The 16,353-nt window shown below is 34.7% G+C and carries 21 protein-coding genes; 7 read left to right on the forward strand and 14 right to left on the reverse strand.

Features of this window, described 5'->3' with window-relative positions; genetic code table 11:
- Positions 1 to 198 precede the first annotated feature (198 nt).
- Together HMPREF9013_RS03930 and HMPREF9013_RS03935 are read right to left on the reverse strand one after the other, a co-directional pair.
- Complete coding sequence (locus tag HMPREF9013_RS03930) at positions 199 to 1,926, reverse strand: ABC transporter ATP-binding protein (protein ID WP_006627080.1); 1,728 nt, start codon at positions 1,924 to 1,926, stop codon at positions 199 to 201.
- Positions 1,927 to 3,684 (reverse strand): ABC transporter ATP-binding protein, encoded by a 1,758-nt coding sequence (locus HMPREF9013_RS03935; RefSeq protein WP_006627081.1) that lies wholly within the window; start codon positions 3,682 to 3,684, stop codon positions 1,927 to 1,929.
- Positions 3,685 to 3,880: 196 nt separating this feature from the next.
- Here HMPREF9013_RS03935 and HMPREF9013_RS03940 point away from each other — a divergent pair, with 196 nt between their 5' ends.
- The 3 genes from HMPREF9013_RS03940 to HMPREF9013_RS03945 all read left to right on the forward strand — a co-directional run bounded on the left by HMPREF9013_RS03940 (position 3,881) and on the right by HMPREF9013_RS03945 (position 5,733).
- Positions 3,881 to 4,864: a helix-turn-helix domain-containing protein gene (locus HMPREF9013_RS03940; protein ID WP_006627082.1), complete on the forward strand. Its 984-nt coding sequence runs from the start codon at positions 3,881 to 3,883 to the stop codon at positions 4,862 to 4,864.
- A 260-nt stretch (positions 4,865 to 5,124) separates the two neighbouring features.
- Entirely contained in the window at positions 5,125 to 5,262 is a 138-nt protein-coding gene (locus HMPREF9013_RS07450) for a hypothetical protein (RefSeq protein ID WP_006627083.1), read from the forward strand.
- A 72-nt stretch (positions 5,263 to 5,334) separates the two neighbouring features.
- Positions 5,335 to 5,733 (forward strand): hypothetical protein, encoded by a 399-nt coding sequence (locus HMPREF9013_RS03945; protein ID WP_006627085.1) that lies wholly within the window; start codon positions 5,335 to 5,337, stop codon positions 5,731 to 5,733.
- Between the two features lie 293 nt (positions 5,734 to 6,026).
- Here the strand turns inward: HMPREF9013_RS03945 and HMPREF9013_RS07615 are convergent, their stop codons facing one another.
- From HMPREF9013_RS07615 to HMPREF9013_RS03980, 8 genes are all read right to left on the reverse strand, one after another.
- Entirely contained in the window at positions 6,027 to 6,416 is a 390-nt protein-coding gene (locus HMPREF9013_RS07615) for a hypothetical protein (RefSeq protein ID WP_006627086.1), read from the reverse strand.
- Positions 6,403 to 6,654, reverse strand: a complete 252-nt coding sequence (locus HMPREF9013_RS07620; protein ID WP_006627087.1) for a BRO-N domain-containing protein — start codon at positions 6,652 to 6,654, stop codon at positions 6,403 to 6,405. Before HMPREF9013_RS07620 ends, HMPREF9013_RS07615 begins: the two co-directional genes overlap by 14 nt.
- Positions 6,647 to 6,832, reverse strand: coding sequence for a helix-turn-helix domain-containing protein (locus tag HMPREF9013_RS03955; protein WP_156780633.1), 186 nt, complete (start codon positions 6,830 to 6,832; stop codon positions 6,647 to 6,649). The genes HMPREF9013_RS07620 and HMPREF9013_RS03955 overlap by 8 nt, the downstream gene beginning before the upstream one ends.
- 358 nt (positions 6,833 to 7,190) lie before the next feature.
- Complete coding sequence (locus HMPREF9013_RS03960) at positions 7,191 to 8,168, reverse strand: alpha/beta hydrolase (protein WP_006627089.1); 978 nt, start codon at positions 8,166 to 8,168, stop codon at positions 7,191 to 7,193.
- Between the two features lie 80 nt (positions 8,169 to 8,248).
- Positions 8,249 to 8,956, reverse strand: coding sequence for a TrmH family RNA methyltransferase (locus tag HMPREF9013_RS03965; protein ID WP_006627090.1), 708 nt, complete (start codon positions 8,954 to 8,956; stop codon positions 8,249 to 8,251).
- A complete protein-coding gene (locus tag HMPREF9013_RS03970; protein WP_006627091.1) occupies positions 8,953 to 9,666 on the reverse strand; it encodes a TrmH family RNA methyltransferase in 714 nt (237 codons plus the stop codon). Before HMPREF9013_RS03970 ends, HMPREF9013_RS03965 begins: the two co-directional genes overlap by 4 nt.
- Positions 9,663 to 10,895: a peptidase U32 family protein gene (locus HMPREF9013_RS03975; protein ID WP_006627092.1), complete on the reverse strand. Its 1,233-nt coding sequence runs from the start codon at positions 10,893 to 10,895 to the stop codon at positions 9,663 to 9,665. The genes HMPREF9013_RS03970 and HMPREF9013_RS03975 overlap by 4 nt, the downstream gene beginning before the upstream one ends.
- Entirely contained in the window at positions 10,873 to 11,751 is an 879-nt protein-coding gene (locus HMPREF9013_RS03980; RefSeq protein ID WP_198002125.1) for a U32 family peptidase, read from the reverse strand. The genes HMPREF9013_RS03975 and HMPREF9013_RS03980 overlap by 23 nt, the downstream gene beginning before the upstream one ends.
- A 120-nt stretch (positions 11,752 to 11,871) precedes the next feature.
- Between HMPREF9013_RS03980 and HMPREF9013_RS03985 the strand changes: the two genes are divergently transcribed.
- From HMPREF9013_RS03985 to HMPREF9013_RS03995, 4 genes are read left to right on the forward strand one after another with little or no spacing between them, the layout of a single operon-like run.
- A complete protein-coding gene (locus HMPREF9013_RS03985; protein ID WP_006627094.1) occupies positions 11,872 to 12,453 on the forward strand; it encodes a folate family ECF transporter S component in 582 nt (193 codons plus the stop codon).
- 53 nt (positions 12,454 to 12,506) lie between these two features.
- Positions 12,507 to 13,547 carry a pyridoxal phosphate-dependent aminotransferase gene (locus HMPREF9013_RS03990; RefSeq protein ID WP_006627095.1) on the forward strand — a complete coding sequence of 347 codons (1,041 nt, stop codon included), beginning with the start codon at positions 12,507 to 12,509 and terminating at the stop codon, positions 13,545 to 13,547.
- A complete protein-coding gene (locus tag HMPREF9013_RS07455; protein WP_006627096.1) occupies positions 13,544 to 13,714 on the forward strand; it encodes a hypothetical protein in 171 nt (56 codons plus the stop codon). The genes HMPREF9013_RS03990 and HMPREF9013_RS07455 overlap by 4 nt, the downstream gene beginning before the upstream one ends.
- Positions 13,714 to 14,559, forward strand: a complete 846-nt coding sequence (locus tag HMPREF9013_RS03995) for a zinc dependent phospholipase C family protein (RefSeq protein ID WP_006627097.1) — start codon at positions 13,714 to 13,716, stop codon at positions 14,557 to 14,559. Before HMPREF9013_RS07455 ends, HMPREF9013_RS03995 begins: the two co-directional genes overlap by 1 nt.
- On the opposite strand, the gene HMPREF9013_RS04000 is transcribed toward HMPREF9013_RS03995, so the two are convergent.
- The 4 genes from HMPREF9013_RS04000 to HMPREF9013_RS04015 form a co-directional block, all read right to left on the reverse strand.
- Positions 14,556 to 14,945: a hypothetical protein gene (locus HMPREF9013_RS04000; RefSeq protein ID WP_006627098.1), complete on the reverse strand. Its 390-nt coding sequence runs from the start codon at positions 14,943 to 14,945 to the stop codon at positions 14,556 to 14,558. The genes HMPREF9013_RS03995 and HMPREF9013_RS04000 overlap by 4 nt on opposite strands.
- A gap of 79 nt (positions 14,946 to 15,024) precedes the next feature.
- On the reverse strand, positions 15,025 to 15,585 hold the full coding sequence (locus HMPREF9013_RS04005) for a 3'-5' exonuclease (RefSeq protein WP_006627099.1): 561 nt from the start codon (positions 15,583 to 15,585) through the stop codon (positions 15,025 to 15,027).
- A complete protein-coding gene (locus HMPREF9013_RS04010; RefSeq protein ID WP_006627100.1) occupies positions 15,578 to 15,916 on the reverse strand; it encodes an ArsR/SmtB family transcription factor in 339 nt (112 codons plus the stop codon). Before HMPREF9013_RS04010 ends, HMPREF9013_RS04005 begins: the two co-directional genes overlap by 8 nt.
- A complete protein-coding gene (locus HMPREF9013_RS04015; protein ID WP_006627101.1) occupies positions 15,913 to 16,344 on the reverse strand; it encodes a hypothetical protein in 432 nt (143 codons plus the stop codon). Before HMPREF9013_RS04015 ends, HMPREF9013_RS04010 begins: the two co-directional genes overlap by 4 nt.
- Between the last annotated feature and the right edge of the window lie 9 nt (positions 16,345 to 16,353).

Below are 16,353 nucleotides of genomic sequence, written 5' to 3' on the forward strand. Positions count from 1 at the left end.
AAAAGTACTAGTATACTCTGCTGATATCTATAAATACAGAATATAGTCAGCTATCGAATTTAAAAATTCTTAGTTGTGGGAAACAATGAATATTAGTTGATGATCACTTTTGCATTCATTGATTATATGAGAAATATTCATCATATTGTAATAACCCATCCACTTGTAGGCTCATCAAAAAATATAAGTTTGGAATTTTCACTGAATATTTGATTTTTTAAGCATTGTTTTATAAAATTCTGAAGTTTTACAAAGTTCCTCATCTGTCCCTATTGCTTCTATTTTCCCTGAATTTAACAATACGATTTTATTCGCATTTCTTATTGTTCTCAGTCTATGAGCAATAACGATAACGGTTTTTTCTTTTATCAGTGCAGATAAAGCTTCTTGAATCAAACTTTCATTTTCAACATCAAGAGAAGCTGTAGCTTCATCAAGCAGTATCATCGGTGCATCTTTCAAGATGGCTCTGGCTATGGATATTCTTTGTCTTTCTCCACCGGATAATCTTTGTCCGTTCTCTCCAATTATCGTATCTATTCCTTCTGGCATTTTATGGATGAATTCATAGCATCTTGCTATTTTAGCCGCTCTTACAATCTCCTCGTCTGTAGCATCCTTTTTACCAATTTTTATATTATCTTTGATGCTTGCATTAAAAAGGGTAACCTCTTGAAATACTATAGAGAAATTTTTAAGGAGTGTTTCCGGATCAATCCCACTAATATCTTCGCCACCGATCAAAATTTTTCCCCTATCTATATCCCAAAATCTTGCCGCAAGCTTGGTAAGGGTTGTTTTTCCACTTCCGCTTGAACCGATTAACGCAGTGATTTCACCTTGCTTTGCAGTAAAACTCACACCATTTATGACAGAATGATCATCGTATCCAAAATAAACATCCTTGAACTCAATATCATAATTTTTGATTTCCATATGCTTTCTACCCTCTTGGATAGGCATGGTTTTTATTTCCTTTATTCTTCCAACCACAGCATCCAGCATCACTATCATAGACATGAAAGTGATGATCCCCTCTATCGGAAGATAGATACTTGTTGTCATCATTAAAAAGGCTATATAAACCAGCACACTTACCTCACCTGCCATCAGCATGTTTATTCCGATAATAGCAACGCTTATCATTCCGAGCTTTAAAATTGCCGTAGCTATGCCTGTAAGTGTTCCGGCAACAACTTCACCTTTTGTTTTCTGTTTTGTCGATTTGTTTAATTTTTCAAAAAAATCGTTCAGCATCCTATCTTCTAAATTGTAAGATTTTATTTGTTCAATTTGCTCTATCTTTTCCTGCAAGTCATCAAATACTTTGCGATGATCATCCATCCATTTTTGCACTATTTTTTTCTGACTTTTCTTTGATAAAAATATGATTAGAATGGAAATCGGAATGACCCACAATGCTGCAAGAGCCAGTTTCCAATTATAGATAATGAGCATTAAAGCGATAACACCTGTGGAAATAATGGTGGCATATATTTGAGGAACAGCATGAGAAAAAATTGTTTCATACAAGCCCATGTCATTCATCATCGTTTCAGAAAGATCTGCCAAATCTCTTTTACCAAAATAAGAAAGAGGCAATTTCTTTAATCTTTCCGCCAAATCAATTCTTGAATTTGCACTCTCGTTGTACACATTGGTGTAAAGTCTTACATAATCCCATCTTGCTATTAAAAACATCACAATCATCATCACTACAATCAGTACAATATAGTGAACAGGAGTAAAATGATAGCTCTCAACACCTTTTAAAGTGCCGATATACTGAAATAAAAACAGAAAAGCAATGGTTGGCGAAAATAATTTTGTTAAATTAACCAGTGTATGCGAAAAAATAGCTTTTTTTAAGTTCACCGCTCCTTTTTCCGACATAGCATATCGTTTTATAAAATAAGAAACCATCATTTAACCTCCTATCTTCCAATTTACGGACTTTTGATATTCTTCCCAAAGCTTTTTATAATGCCCATTGATATGGATTAAATCCGCATGCTTGCCTTCTTCTACAATTTTTCCCTTATCAATAACGAGGATCTTATCCGCCTCTATTACCGTAGATAATCTATGAGCAATCATTAGTGTTGTCTTGTTTTTTGACAGCTTCTTAAAAGACTCCTGAATCAAATGTTCATTTTCAGGATCTGTAAAAGCTGTAGCTTCGTCCAAAATGATAATGTCTGCATCTTTTAGAAAAGCTCTTGCGATAGAAAACCTTTGAGCCTCTCCACCTGAAAAATATGTGCCTTTTGTTCCGTAAACAGTATCAAGTCCCTTTTCCAAACGTTGAACAATATCCTTAGACCCCGAACTGATTAAAGCACTATCTATTTCTTGATCCGTGGCATCAGGTTTTGCTATCAAAAGATTATCTCTTAAGCTCATTTTAAACAGCTTGGAATTTTGAAAAACAAAAGCGATTTTTTTCATTAAAGCCTCTTTTTCAAAATCCTTTATATTCGTTCCTCCAATATAAATCTCACCTGATTTTATATCGTAAAATCTTGCTGCAAGCCTTGCTATAGTGGTTTTACCACCACCTGATGAACCGACTAAAGCCACTCGTTCTCCCTTGTTTATTTGAAATGAAATATTATCTAGAACATTTTCACCACCATAAGAAAAGCTTACATTTTTAAATTCTATTCCTACATCAGAGCTTGTCTTATTTCCATAAACAAAATCATCAAATTCAAGTATCTTTTCAATTTTATCTAAAGCAAGTTCTGCAAAGTAGCTGAATTGTGTGATTGTTGCAGTTCTCATAATAAAAATAGCGAATGCCGGTCCTATCAGAAAATAAATAACAGAATCTGCAACTACATTAGACAAGTTTCCATTAAATTTTATTAAAAGCAATGCCACAGGCACTAAGAAAAATGCCGTTGATGTAGAAACCGTTTCAAACCATGACATTTTATTCGTGTAACTCATAGTAAGCTTAAGTACATGATCTTTTATTTTTATGATTAACGAATATAACTTATCAAAACTCTCGACACTTTGTGCAAATGTTTTGACAACAGGAATTCCTCGAACATACTCCACGGTTTGAGAAGATAAGTTGGAAAGTTCTACATAATACTCATCCTTCATTTTCTTGGTTTCCGATGTCATCATCGCTGACATTAATATCATGCCGATAATCATCGGTATCATACTGGCAAGTCCTAATTTCCAATTAAACATAAAGAAAAACACAATTAAAACTATCGGTGATATCATTGTCATCGCCATATCAGGAAGTTGATGCGCTAAAAAAGAATGTGTTTCAGACGCTCCGGATACAATTACATTTCTTATTCTTCCACTTTCCTTATCATCAAAATATCCTAATGGTTTATTGATCAATTTTTTGACCGAGGTCTTAATAATATTATCTTCCACTTCAAATGCAAAAATGTGGGATAAAACAAGACCTATAAGATATATAAATAAACCTAAACCGGAAAATACTGCCGCATAAATAGCATTTGCCTTTATATAAGCAAAATCCACCATTTCATTTAAAATTAAATGATTGACAATCCTATGAATAAAAACCATAGGCATTAAGACCATAATACCCGACACAGCAGACATCAGCATAGCCATATAAAGCAAAACACTTTTCTTACCGGCATAAGGCATTAGTCTTTTCAGTATCGATTTTTTCTTATTCTTCACTAAATAACTCCTCCTTTTCTTTAAAATGAATAAATTTCATAAATAGCCTTTTCAGACTTGTTGCAAAATATTTTTCTTGTTATTATCCCTTGTTTAATATAAAATAAATGAAAATTTCAATCAATTAGATATAGCTAATTATGTCTAATTGGGATAATGTCTACTTGGGATAAAATATAGAAATGAAAGGAATAATATGAGTGATTTTTATAACTTTGTTAAAAACTTTTTCTCTACAGATGAATGTATCAGCGATACAAAATACTCTACTGTAGGACATGAATTCCGTTTTAACACGGAGGATGCAGAAGGCATTTATTGGTTTTATGAAGGAGAAAATTTTACCATCGATATCCATGATGTCTTCATAAAAAAAGAAATTATTCATACCAGTTTTTCCGGTTTAGACCATTTCTATTCCTTTTACTCCTCTTATTTAGTTACTGCAAATGGAGAATGTTTTAATCCTTATCAAAATCTTTCTTCAAACTCACTCTATGTTATAAATACAAAAAATTCTAAAAACTATAAGTTCATACTTCACAAAAGCTCTCCCTATTTAGGAATAGGTATCAATTTCAAACAAGCCATGATAGATGAATGCCTATCTTCTTATAAAAATAAAATTTGTAACTATGAAGATTTATTTTTTAATACCAGTACCATCATAAACAAACTTTTAGAAAGAATTGCCAAAGATATACTGAATTGTAAAATGGGATCTCCTGCTGCTGAAATCTTCTTTGAATCAAAAGCAAAGGAATGGTTAAGCATTACAATAGACTCATTTTTAAATAAATACAACAATCCTATCTCTATTGCCGATGATGAAGCTTTAAAAAATGTTGCTAATTATATCGACGATCATTATGCAACATCCATCTCGCAAGAAACTTTAGAAAAAATATCCACTATGAGTGGTACAAAGCTAAAAAAATTATTTAAACAAAAATATCAATGCACCATTACCGAATATACTCAAAAACGACGAATGAATATGGCGGAAATTCTTTTATTGAACTCCTCCCTTAAAATTCAGGATATAGCTGAAGCCGTAGGATATTCATCTCATAGCAAATTCAGTACCTGTTTCAAAAAATACAAAGGGCGATACCCCAAAGATATAAAAAAATATGCCAAAAAAATCATTCCGTCTCTTGATAGAAATGATAAGACCTGATTCCTTATCTGATACCATTTCTCTCATTCTTTCTATTCACTTACTTTCTTTATGATCAGACCGTTTTGGTGTTAGAATAAAAATAAGTCAAATTAAAAAGGGAATCCCCCTTAATTATGGTATGACATTTATAGTAAAGAATACCCGGAACTCTCTTTTAAACAATGTGCCAAAAATCTTAGGATCAGTTTAAAGACTCTTTTCAAATAGTTAAAACAGTTTCAAGATCATGAGGGAGATTTTCAAAAGATGAAAAGACGATGGTTAACACAATCGTTACAAGATTTGTCAAAGAAATTGATCCGTTGTCATTTATTTTCATCAGTTTTGTGAATGAGGTGTTTAAAGAAGAATTTGGTTATCCTCCCGACAACGGATCTAAGAGAGGATATTTTTGAGTGGAAAGAGTCCTTTTTTTCTATTAGAACAAATTTTCCAAACGGAAATAGAGCTTATATGGAGGAAAAAGTATGTTCAAAACAATTGGTCTTATGATCGTGCCACCAATCATTTTAGTCATAGTTGCTACAATCATTTTTGTTAAAGTGCTTTCCCGAGGGGAACAGAAATACGATGTTTTTATGGTCGAAGGAAATGAATTGGTTGTCTTGGCAGGAATACCTGTAAGATACAGAATTAATGATATTGAAACGGTGATATTCTCAAATGTATTGGGAAAATACGGCAGTTTCGTAGGCATTATGAAAATAAAGAAAAAAGATGGTATTTTTGGTCGAAGCTTTAGGTTTGATGCGAGTGCTTACCATAAAAAGTTTGTACTTAGCAGTACACAAGAAGAGATAGACCTTGCTACCGAAAATTTGATGGAGCAACTTAGAAGTTATGGTGTTGATTGCAAAAAAGATTGAATCTATCAATGATAACAAAATTGATGATAAGTAACCTGTCTCGTTATCCCCGTGGATAATCATATTTTCTGTATTGGGGGCATTTTCTATATTTGATAATTCTTTATTTTCTAACAAAATTCTAGATTCTACCTTTATCTCTTTATCTTTACCAAGCTAAGTAAACTCTAACATCATCGATCAGTTTCCCAAAGTCAATTGCATTTTTTGATGTAATGACAGGCTTGCCCGTTTCTACTTCTATTTCCTTTCTGGCATTGCCGGCAATATTATCACCACGCTTTGCTACTTTTTTATTTTATTCTAAACCTTGAGGATTGGTAGATTCTGCAATATCTTTCGTAGCTGTTTCTGCAAGCATTTAATATAAGTTCAGTAGTTGACATATTATCTCTTAGATTTTCTTTTTTAAGCCCTTTTAAATCTTTATACTGTCTTGTGATCATTCCACTCCAAGCCTTTGATATTTCATTAGTAAGAATTGCATATTCTTTGCCTTTTGTTACGCCATGCTCTTGCCAAGAATCAGTAAGTCCTTTTCTTACCTGAATAGCCTGCAATCTTTGATTTATCCACTTTCTTGTATAACCTTTTTTCAAGTATGTTTCCAGCGCTCTATCTATTGTAAGCTCTGGATCGATTGTCTCATCGATTCTTTCTTTTCCAACTTCAGCTAGCCACATCTGTTTTATACATCTTACCGTCTTTAGGAGATTTTAATTTCAGTACGTGACAAAATGTCACGACCTCACTACCTTCTTCTTTTAACCTCTGTTTTAATTTTCGCCAATATGCTCCGGAATCTTTGCTATCAGTCAAAACTCCTATAATATCAACAATGCTAAAGTACCATTCTTCCTTTTCATTATCCCATGAAGATCGAATCTGATTTCCTTCAAATAATTTTATATCATTACTCATTATTCTTTTCCTCCGGTATAAATTCCAATATATCGTTAGGGGTGCAACCTAAAGCCATACAGATGCTTTCTAGTTTATCTAAAGCCATATATTGTCCACGGCGTATTTTTGTAATTATATTTGCAGAAATCTTAGCATCTCTCATTAAATCTTGATTGGAAATATCTTTTTCAATCATCATATGTTGTAGAACCGGAATGGCTTCTTGGAATATTCGATTCCTCGGTTATTAAATGCTCTCGCATAGTGCGTATCACTTCCAACATCAATACCGATTACTAAAGTTTTTAACTTCTTTAATTCTTTTGTTTTGTGCATTACAATTCATTTAAAATACCTCTCTGTTTTTTAAGATAACCTTTAACGTTTCAGTAATCTTAGTCTACTCTGAGGTATTTTTCTTTTTTAATGCCCACTTTTTAAACTATACGGGAACCTCCTTTCACTCAAATTCTTCAATAAAAAAAGAATTAAGTATTCTCCTTAATTCTATAACTCCAATGACATTCTATCATTTTTTGAATGAACTAGATTGATCACAACGCATCAGCGTTATCCAATGATCGAATGAAATCAAAGATGGTTTTGGCATAAACATCTCCTAAATCAAATAAAGATTCTGTATGACCCGCTTTCTTGGAAACCAATTGTTTCTTCTTACCTTGTGTTTTGGCATCATATAATCTTTGCATCATAGAAAAGGGAACGAAATCATCCTTTTCACCATGAATCAATAAAATGGGCTTGGTGCTTCTTTTAATGGCTTGGATCACCGAAACTTCTTTAAAGCTATATCCGGCTCTCATTTTAGAAATCAAGCTGGCAACATCCAATAAAGGAAAACTAGGCAAATGAAAACGTAATTGTAATTCCTCTTTAAACATCTCATAGACACTTGTATAAGCTGAATCCGCCACAAACGCTTTCACCTGACTGGCCTCTTTTTCTCCTGCCAATAATAACGCTGTTGCAGCCCCCATAGAATTACCATGAACCACAATTTCAGCATTTCGATGACGACGGATGATCCATTGTAAGACAAATTTCATATCTTCTTTATCTAACATTCCCATGCCAACATAAGAACCTTCAGATTGACCACTAGCCCTTAAATCAGGCATCACAACATTATAGCCTTGTTTGTGATATAACTTCGCATACGCCAACATTTCCTCATGCTTAGAACGATATCCATGAATCATCAACACCCATTTAGAGACCGACGGATTTTCAACATAAAACAACTTCAATTGAGTTCCATCATAAGATGTCATCTTATCTTCTCGAAGACCTTGTTTTTCAAAGTAAGCCTTCGCTTCTTCCTTTTTCTTACCTTTCATTGCTTTTAAAGAAGTTTTATCCGGCTGAATTTGAGTGGTTTTAACTTTTCGATCACCACCATCTCCCCTACGAGCCACAGCGTATTCAAACAGATAATTAGAAACTGCCGTTATGACTAATAAAAAAGCCACCAATAGACCGAGAACGATTTTTAGACCTTTTCTTTTTTTCATGGTTCTTTCCCTTCTAGAAATATAAATTTTAGAATACACAAAGAAAATCATCTTGTAAAGAAAAAAAGACCGATATGGTCTTATTGAAACATATACATGAGAATCGCTCCCGCTACCGCAACATTCAAACTTTCAAAACCACTCATTTCTATTCTGGTGATTTCATCACACAACTCCAACAAATTCCCTTTGACTCCCTGACCTTCATTTCCTAATAAAATGGCAATATCGTCTTCTTTTTTCACCTTTTTTAAAGGAATGGATTGTTGAAGACTGGTTCCTAAAACCTTGATTCCTCTTTCTTGTAAAGAAGAAATAACATTCTTTAAATCCTCACGAAAAACAGGTATCGAAAAGATAGCTCCTTGAGAAGCTTGCACACATTTTGGATTAAAAGCATCACAACAATTTTCACTACAATAAACCGCTTCATAACCAAAAGATTTCGCTGTTCGAATAATGGTTCCAAGATTACCAGGATCTTGTATCTCATCCAACAAAATCACCTTTTTCACTTCTTTTTTTTCAAAATGAGGCATTTGGCATAAACCAATTCGGTGAATCGTTGATTGTGATATCTTAAGCTTCTTCAAAATAGCTTCCGTTACCAAAATATCTCCCTTTTGATCTGAAATAATAGTTTGTAAAATTTGTGCTTTTTGCGCCTCTTCTATCAAATGTTCCGTTTCCACCAAGAATAATCGGTGGCTATCTCTACCCTTTTTATGTTGTAAAGAAGTCCATATTTTTACCTTCCGATTTTGTAAAGAAGTAATGCTTTCCATCATCGATGTCTCCTTTGCCTTAAAACTTCAAAACAGAATACCGAGCAAGCACTTGCTGCATTTAAAGCATTTTTAAAACCGTTCGCATAAGGGATATAAACTGCCTGATCCACTTGTTCTAACACCTGCTTTGATAAACCTCTTAGCTCCCCACCTACGCAAAAGACTGTCGGATTGGTATAATCAGCTTCATCATACACAATAGCGTTGTCTCGATAACCTGCATAAATCGTAAACCCCTTCTCTTTAAGAAGTCTTAAATCCTGAGCCAAATCTTTAGATGGAATGATAGAACAATGATCAAAAGCCCCGGCTGATGATTTCAAAATCACTGATTCCAAATCATGCCAATGATACTCTGGTATCAAAATACCATCCACCCCGGCACTATAGGCTGTTCTAACCATATATCCAAAATTGAAAGGATCTACAACTCCTTCCAACACCAATAGAAATGAGCTTCTGGAAATCTCTAAGTGATCCATGATTCTCTCTTCCACATCAGCTAAAAGACCCCCATGGGTTTTCCCAAAAGCCAACGTATTGATTTCTTCTCGCTTTAAACGATAAACGGGCACATGAGCTTCATGAGCTTTAAACAAAATGTAATTTAAATTTCGATCTTTTTTCTTGTCATCTACATATAAAGCATTTACAACTCTCTTTTTTGCTTCTAATGCCGCTTTGACTGATGTAGCTCCCTCTATAATCATGATCTACCTCGCCGAATAATATCATCCTTCTTTAACGCAAAAGGAACCGGAATCTCTACTATTTCCATCGGTCTTTTCGCCCTTTCCATCACTTCACCATCCATATTCTGAATGTGTTTAACAACAAAAGATCGTTTTGGCATACCGGGTGATAATACTTCTAATGTTTCTCCCACACAAAAAGCATTTCGAACCTGCATTCTAACGAATCCATGATCATATTCCATGATTGTGGAAATAAAATCATGATTGACATCATTATTGGTGGTCGGATGATATAGAATGGTATTTTCATCTTCTTTACCCGGATATAAACCACTTGCTGTTTCACGATTTTCAACACGGGCAATTTCTTTTAAATAAACCAGCATTTCTTCATCACTTAGACGATCACGTTTTGTCCAAATGGCATCGATCAATTCTCGATACGCTCTAACCACATTAGCCACATAATATTCTGTCTTCATTCTACCTTCAATTTTAAAAGAAGCGACACCGGCCATCATCAAATCATAAATATATTCCGCTGCCATTAAATCTTTTGAACTCATCGTAAAGAACTGTTCCTGACTTAACTCTTTTTCACCATCAAAAAGCTTATATTCCCAACGACACGATTGGGCACAACCTCCCCGATTGGCATCCCGCAAAGTCATTCGATTCGACAATGTACAACGTCCGGAATAATTGACACACATTCCGCCATGAATAAACGCTTCTACTTCTACAGGACATTCTTTTGTGATCGCTCTTACTTCCTCAATAGAACACTCTCTGGCTAATACCACTCGATCCAAATGAAATTCATCCACTAAAAATTTTGCTGTTTCAACATTGGTGATTGACATTTGTGTAGAACAATGAACTTCTAATTTAGGAGCCACTTCTTTTGCGATACGCATAATGGCCGGGGAAGCAACAATAATAGCCGTGACCCCAAATTCTTCCAGCTTTTTTAGGTAAATCTTGAGGCCGTTGAAGTCCTCTTGATGGGGAATCACATTCACCGTCACATGAACTCTTGAACCATGTTCTTTTGCAAAAGCACAAGCTTCTTGAATATCGTTCAAACTAAAATTTGAGGCCCTAGAACGTAATGAAAAATTCTGCCCACCAAGGAAAATGGCATCCGCTCCATATAAAATGGCCGTTTTCGCTCTTGCCAAATCGCCAGCCGGTGCTAACAATTCCGGTTTTTTCATTCCTTCACCTAATCGTTTTTTGACCATAATACCCATCTTCCAATGGCAGATCTGAAAACGCCTTTCTATAACTTTCTTCCACTTCTTCGCCACTTGATCCATTTAAAATCTTCACATACGCTTCAATGGCTTGTTTATTTTCTTCTGTGCTTAAATAGTGTGCATTCATTTCTAATCTTTCCACACCTATGGTCACAAATTTTTGGATATGTTTAAAACTTTGTAACACAAAATCCGTATAAATCACTGTCCCAAAATCATCTTCATAAATCGGCATATGACCGTCACGATGAACTTCTTGAATCCAAAGGTGTTGATTACGAACTAAGTCATGATTTAAGTGTGTATAATTTCGATAAGCACTTAGTAAATGCCGTTTGGAAACAGCCATCATTTGATAGCCATGAATTGGTAAAGAAAGATGAGGAACAATAGAAGAAATCGCTACAATTTCACTTTCTGTCAATAAAGGAGAAATCACCGCTTTTTGAAGACCAAAATTCATCCAAACTTGTGCATCCCATGAAGAAGTCACTAATGTCTCAGGAGAATAAACCATGCACTCCATTTTACCTAATTCTTTCGCTTTTTTTAGTAAACCCGGATCAGAAAAAAGAATACTTTCAATTCCTGCCTTTAATAAATCTTCTAAATCTTTCTGGGCTTGAAGAATATCAAATTGAGAAAATAAGCGATTCATTAAAATAGCCATTTTTCTCTTCTTCATTTTCCCTTGTTTCAAATGAATTAAATCTTCTTTTGTAAATAACTTAGCAGAGGTAAAACAGCTTTCTTTTAAAGCAAAAATAAATTCTTCAGCCCCTGCTTGTTCAAAAATATCCACATCCTGTATGTGGTCAACTGTAATGGATAGATAAGCCATGGAACCATTATACACGATCCCCATCCACTTGAAGGATCTATTGACTCTATATTTTAAATTGTTTTATCGTTTCCTCTATGCTATTTTAAAAAGGACTTGTCAAAGAAAGGGTTGTTTTTAATGAAATTAAAAGAAAAGTTTTCCAGTAGTGCTAAAAATTTAAAAAATGTTCGTTATATTGCCATTATGGCTATTTTTATTGCTTTGAAAATCATTTCTTCCAGCTACCTTCATTTCACTGTATCTCATAACCTAAGAGTTGGTATTGGTTTTGTGTTAGTAGCTATAGAAGCCAGTATTCTAGGCCCTAGTGCCGGCATGTTGTCTGGCGCCATTACCGATACCCTTGGCTTTTTATTACATCCAGATGGTCCTTATTTTCCAGGCTATACCCTAACCGCTATGATGGGCAGTTTCTTTTATGGTATTTTCTTATATGGTCATCCAATTAAAATGCGTCATATCCTTCTTGCAAAACTATGTAATTCCGTTTTCACCAATATTCTATTAAATAGCCTTTGGTCTTCCATGTTATACACGAAGAAAACTCTTTGGGGTTATATGGCAGCTTCACTCGTCAAAAATACCACTCTTTTTCCAATTGAAGCGATTCTTCTCATCCTATTATTTAACGCTATGATTCCTCTTCTCAATGCCAGGCATTTATTGAAGTCGAAAACTGATTTTCCAATCCGATTTTAAGGCTATCCCTAGCCTTTTTAATTTGGAGTATAATAGGAACAAGAGGTTACCTTATGACTTTTTTAAAGAAAACAAGAAATACAAGTGAATTAGTGGATACAGTCTTTTCTTTAGCTGCCAAAGCTAAAAATGATTTGGATCCCAATGCCGTCAACGCAACCATTGGAACATTGTGCGATGAAGATGGACAACTCTTTGCGTTTGATAGTGTTTTTGATCCCTATGACAAACTTCCTCATCGGTTGAAAGCCGCTTATGCCAGTGCCTTTAAGGGTAATGATAATTATCGTCAAGCCGTTTTAAATTGGGTCTTAAGGGATAAAAAAATTCAACTAAATAAGGAAATTATCGCCACTCCTGGTGGAACCGGAGCCGTAAGTTTAGCCTTTAGTAATTTTTTAGAACCAGGGCAGACTGTTTTAATTCCTGAAATTGCTTGGCCTGTATATCAGCTTATGGCGAATGAAAATAGCTTAAAAGCTGTTTCTTATTCTTTGTTTGAAGAAGACCATTTCAATATAACTAATCTAAAACAACTCATCTTGGAAAATCTTCAATCGCAAGATAAATTAATTCTTTTGATCAATGATCCTTGTCAAAATCCAACCGGTTATAGCTTAAGTATTTCTGAATGGCAAGAATTGATTTTCTTTTTAAATAGCCTTCCTAAAAACAAACAAATTATTTTATTAAATGATGTTGCTTATATAGATTATACTTTTACCGAAGATAGTCGTGCCTTTTTAGAAGTTTGGAACTCACTAGAAAACCATATCTTAGGATTAGTAGCTTATAGTTGCTCCAAAAGCTTCACTTCTTATGGCATGCGCCTTGGAGCTTTGATTATTCTTCATCAAAATCAAGAAGTGGTTGAAGGTGTTTTACATGCGATGGATAAACAAGCTCGGTCTTTATGGTCGAATATATCCAATTCGGGGATGGAAAATATTGCAAATGTCCTGTGCCATCCAGAAGCTTATTTAAAAGAAAAAAATCAGCCGTTCAACTATTACAAAAACGAGCCAAGCTTTTTATCAAACAAGCCGATGCTTGTCATTTGCACTATTATCCCTTCAAAGAAGGGTTCTTCTTGACCTTAGTGTGTGATGAAAAAAGAGAGGCCTATCATCAAGCCCTCATGGATCATCATATCTATTGTGTCTTAGTTCCAAAGGGTATCCGAATTGCTCTTTGTTCCCTACCGTTAGCTAAAATAGACGGTTTGCCAAAACGTTTGAAAGAAATACAAGAGGGACTCTAATGCCAGCTGCTACAACTCATGATATTTTTGCGAATGCTGTTTATCGCTTATATTCACCATCCACTCGCCAAGAAATTCCTTTCAATGCTCTATATCATTTAGGAGCTCAAGGGCCGGATTTTCTTTTCTTTTCTTCTACTTCTTTTGGAGCTCTCAATCAATTAGGACATCGTTTACATAATGAAAAAATTCAAGAAACTTTACGCTTTTTCTTATCGTATCAACAATTAGAACCGCATTTAAAGTCCTATGTAGCCGGCTTTATTTCTCACTATGTTTTAGATGCATTTTCACATCCTTTTATCAATGCCAAAGCCAAAGAAATAAATCATAAAAATGGCCATATTGAAATTGAATCTCAAATTGATACTTGGTCTTTAGCACAACAAGGATTCAAGATTCAAGATTATCAAGTTCATAAAAAAATTCATGTCAATCAATTGAATAAAGAATTAGTTGCTACTATGTACCGTCGTTTATTCCAAGAAGTCTTTCATCTGGAAGTCAAAACCACTAAAATCATTTCTTGTCTCAGTGATTTTGAAATTGGATTATCCCTTTTAAAACCAAATCCAACCAAACAAAAGTGGGTTCAGTTTATTGAAAGATTCTATCACTTAAATCCATTCGTATCTTCCATGATGTTGAAACAAGATTCAGCTTTGGATTTTCTGAATCTCGACCACAAAATCGTAGAAACAGAGCTGGGAGCAAGTCGACTTAGCTACCCGGAAGTCTATGGCAAAGCTTGTGTTGTAGCGGCTTCAATTATGAACGAACATTTAGATCCTTATTTGTTTTGTGATTTCAATGGGCGCCCCATTGAAAAAGACACAAACGACTAATCATCTGTTTGTGCCCAACTTGGTAATTCTTCTCCTTTACGAACTAAAATTGTTTTTTGATAGTCCGTTTGATTGAGATAACGAAGAACAGCTTCTTCTTCTTCCAAGCTACAACCAACAAGAACCTTCACATCCATTTCACGGCCAAGAATATCCACCGCCATCACTAAAGAAGTGATTTTATTGCGATTCTCACTTCCTGCATAAAGACTAATACCATGACCATTCGTGCTCTTGGTTTCATTGATATAACCATAATCAACAGGATAGATTAAATTCGCAAATTGGGGATGATGTTCCCCTTTTTTTCTTATAATAGTAAACCCACTTGATAAAAATAACGTGTCCACTTTTTGCCAAAAATAAGCACTGTTTTGTAATTCCATATGATTCCCCTTAAGTACCTGCCCCATTGTACTATTTTCAACAAAAAATGTAAATAATTACCAGATGTTCTGAAACCATTTACATTCTTTTTAGCGAAATTTTTAAATAATTCAGCATCGTTTCACAATCACACATCTCATATTTAGCCATCGCTGCTGCCACAATAGCCAAACAAGCATACGCATCCGATCCGGCATGATGATGATCTAAAGGGATTTTTAAATAACGAGCCACTGTATCTAATTTATGATTAACCAACAAAGGAAATGCCCTTCTTGACAAAGGCACAGAATCAAAATAGGTCACTTTGGGTACAGGACACCCCGTATTCAAGCAACAATTCTTGATCACCGACACATCAAAAACCGCATTATGAGCCACCACAATTCCACTTTCCAATAGAGATTTGATCGTTGGATATACTTCTGGCAAAGTCGGAGCATCTTGAACATCCTTAGGATGAATCCCATGAACTTTCGTATTAAAATATTCAAAATGATTCGCATTGGCAGCCGGTTTAATCAAACTATAAAAAGCCTCTTCTAATACCCCATTTTCTAAAACGCTTAAACCAATAGCACACATACTTCTATGATCTGAACTGGCTGTTTCGACATCCACTGCAACCACTCTAGTCATGATCTTCCTTTACATGCAAATAAGTCACTTGGAAAATCTTTTCAATATGTTCATCATCCATCGAATAAAAAACATTCTTCCCTTCTTTGCGCATGCGGACTAATTTGGTCTTCTTTAAAGAAGCCAATTGATGTGATATGGCGGACGTACTCATATTCAATAAAATAGCTAAATCCCCTACACACATTTCCGATACAAATAGTGCAGACATAATTTTCAAACGAGTTCCATCTGCAAACATAGAAAAAATCATGGACATACCGGCAATATCCTCTTCTGTAATCATTGCCATCTTTGCTTTCGCAACCGCTCTTTCATCCACAATACTCATGATTTCCCCTCTTTCTTTGGTGCGTATTTATCCAAATAAACTTGAATTTTTTTCTTACTGTAAAACGATACCATTTGAATAGTATCATCACTCAACACAAAACGAATTTGATCTTGTTCCCAATCTCGTTCATAAGACCAACGATACAATTCATCCCAATACATCAAAAACGCTTCTTCTCTTGTTTGATAAAGTACCAAATAATCTTTTGTTACCTCAATCAAAGGAATATCCGGGAATTGGAATAGACAAATCAAACAATAAATAGCTATCACTAATCCCATCAACCCCCAAACCACATTCACCGCAAACAAGGCCAAGGATAAAATCAATACCATATATAACAACAATTTAGGTTTGGCGTAGAAACATTTTTCACTCAGACGATGACAATCTAAATCAGCCACTGCAACAATATGCGATTTCATAGAAGTATT

The sequence above is a fragment of the Bulleidia extructa W1219 genome (genome assembly GCF_000177375.1).
Lineage (GTDB): Bacteria > Bacillota_I > Bacilli_A > Erysipelotrichales > Erysipelotrichaceae > Bulleidia > Bulleidia extructa.

Excerpts from the sequence above, each read along its gene's own strand:
- HMPREF9013_RS03930 (WP_006627080.1), bottom strand. The coding sequence starts at position 1,926 with ATGATGGTTTCTTATTTTATAAAACGATATGCTATGTCGGAAAAAGGA.
- HMPREF9013_RS03940 (WP_006627082.1), top strand. The coding sequence starts at position 3,881 with ATGAGTGATTTTTATAACTTTGTTAAAAACTTTTTCTCTACAGATGAA.
- HMPREF9013_RS07450 (WP_006627083.1), top strand. The coding sequence starts at position 5,125 with ATGGTTAACACAATCGTTACAAGATTTGTCAAAGAAATTGATCCGTTG.
- HMPREF9013_RS03945 (WP_006627085.1), top strand. The coding sequence starts at position 5,335 with ATGTTCAAAACAATTGGTCTTATGATCGTGCCACCAATCATTTTAGTC.
- HMPREF9013_RS07615 (WP_006627086.1), bottom strand. The coding sequence starts at position 6,416 with ATGTGGCTAGCTGAAGTTGGAAAAGAAAGAATCGATGAGACAATCGAT.
- HMPREF9013_RS07620 (WP_006627087.1), bottom strand. The coding sequence starts at position 6,654 with ATGAGTAATGATATAAAATTATTTGAAGGAAATCAGATTCGATCTTCA.
- HMPREF9013_RS03955 (WP_156780633.1), bottom strand. The coding sequence starts at position 6,832 with ATGATTGAAAAAGATATTTCCAATCAAGATTTAATGAGAGATGCTAAG.
- HMPREF9013_RS03960 (WP_006627089.1), bottom strand. The coding sequence starts at position 8,168 with ATGAAAAAAAGAAAAGGTCTAAAAATCGTTCTCGGTCTATTGGTGGCT.
- HMPREF9013_RS03965 (WP_006627090.1), bottom strand. The coding sequence starts at position 8,956 with ATGATGGAAAGCATTACTTCTTTACAAAATCGGAAGGTAAAAATATGG.
- HMPREF9013_RS03970 (WP_006627091.1), bottom strand. The coding sequence starts at position 9,666 with ATGATTATAGAGGGAGCTACATCAGTCAAAGCGGCATTAGAAGCAAAA.
- HMPREF9013_RS03975 (WP_006627092.1), bottom strand. The coding sequence starts at position 10,895 with ATGGTCAAAAAACGATTAGGTGAAGGAATGAAAAAACCGGAATTGTTA.
- HMPREF9013_RS03980 (WP_198002125.1), bottom strand. The coding sequence starts at position 11,751 with ATGGCTTATCTATCCATTACAGTTGACCACATACAGGATGTGGATATT.
- HMPREF9013_RS03985 (WP_006627094.1), top strand. The coding sequence starts at position 11,872 with ATGAAATTAAAAGAAAAGTTTTCCAGTAGTGCTAAAAATTTAAAAAAT.
- HMPREF9013_RS03990 (WP_006627095.1), top strand. The coding sequence starts at position 12,507 with ATGACTTTTTTAAAGAAAACAAGAAATACAAGTGAATTAGTGGATACA.
- HMPREF9013_RS03995 (WP_006627097.1), top strand. The coding sequence starts at position 13,714 with ATGCCAGCTGCTACAACTCATGATATTTTTGCGAATGCTGTTTATCGC.
- HMPREF9013_RS04000 (WP_006627098.1), bottom strand. The coding sequence starts at position 14,945 with ATGGAATTACAAAACAGTGCTTATTTTTGGCAAAAAGTGGACACGTTA.
- HMPREF9013_RS04005 (WP_006627099.1), bottom strand. The coding sequence starts at position 15,585 with ATGACTAGAGTGGTTGCAGTGGATGTCGAAACAGCCAGTTCAGATCAT.
- HMPREF9013_RS04010 (WP_006627100.1), bottom strand. The coding sequence starts at position 15,916 with ATGAGTATTGTGGATGAAAGAGCGGTTGCGAAAGCAAAGATGGCAATG.
- HMPREF9013_RS04015 (WP_006627101.1), bottom strand. The coding sequence starts at position 16,344 with ATGAAATCGCATATTGTTGCAGTGGCTGATTTAGATTGTCATCGTCTG.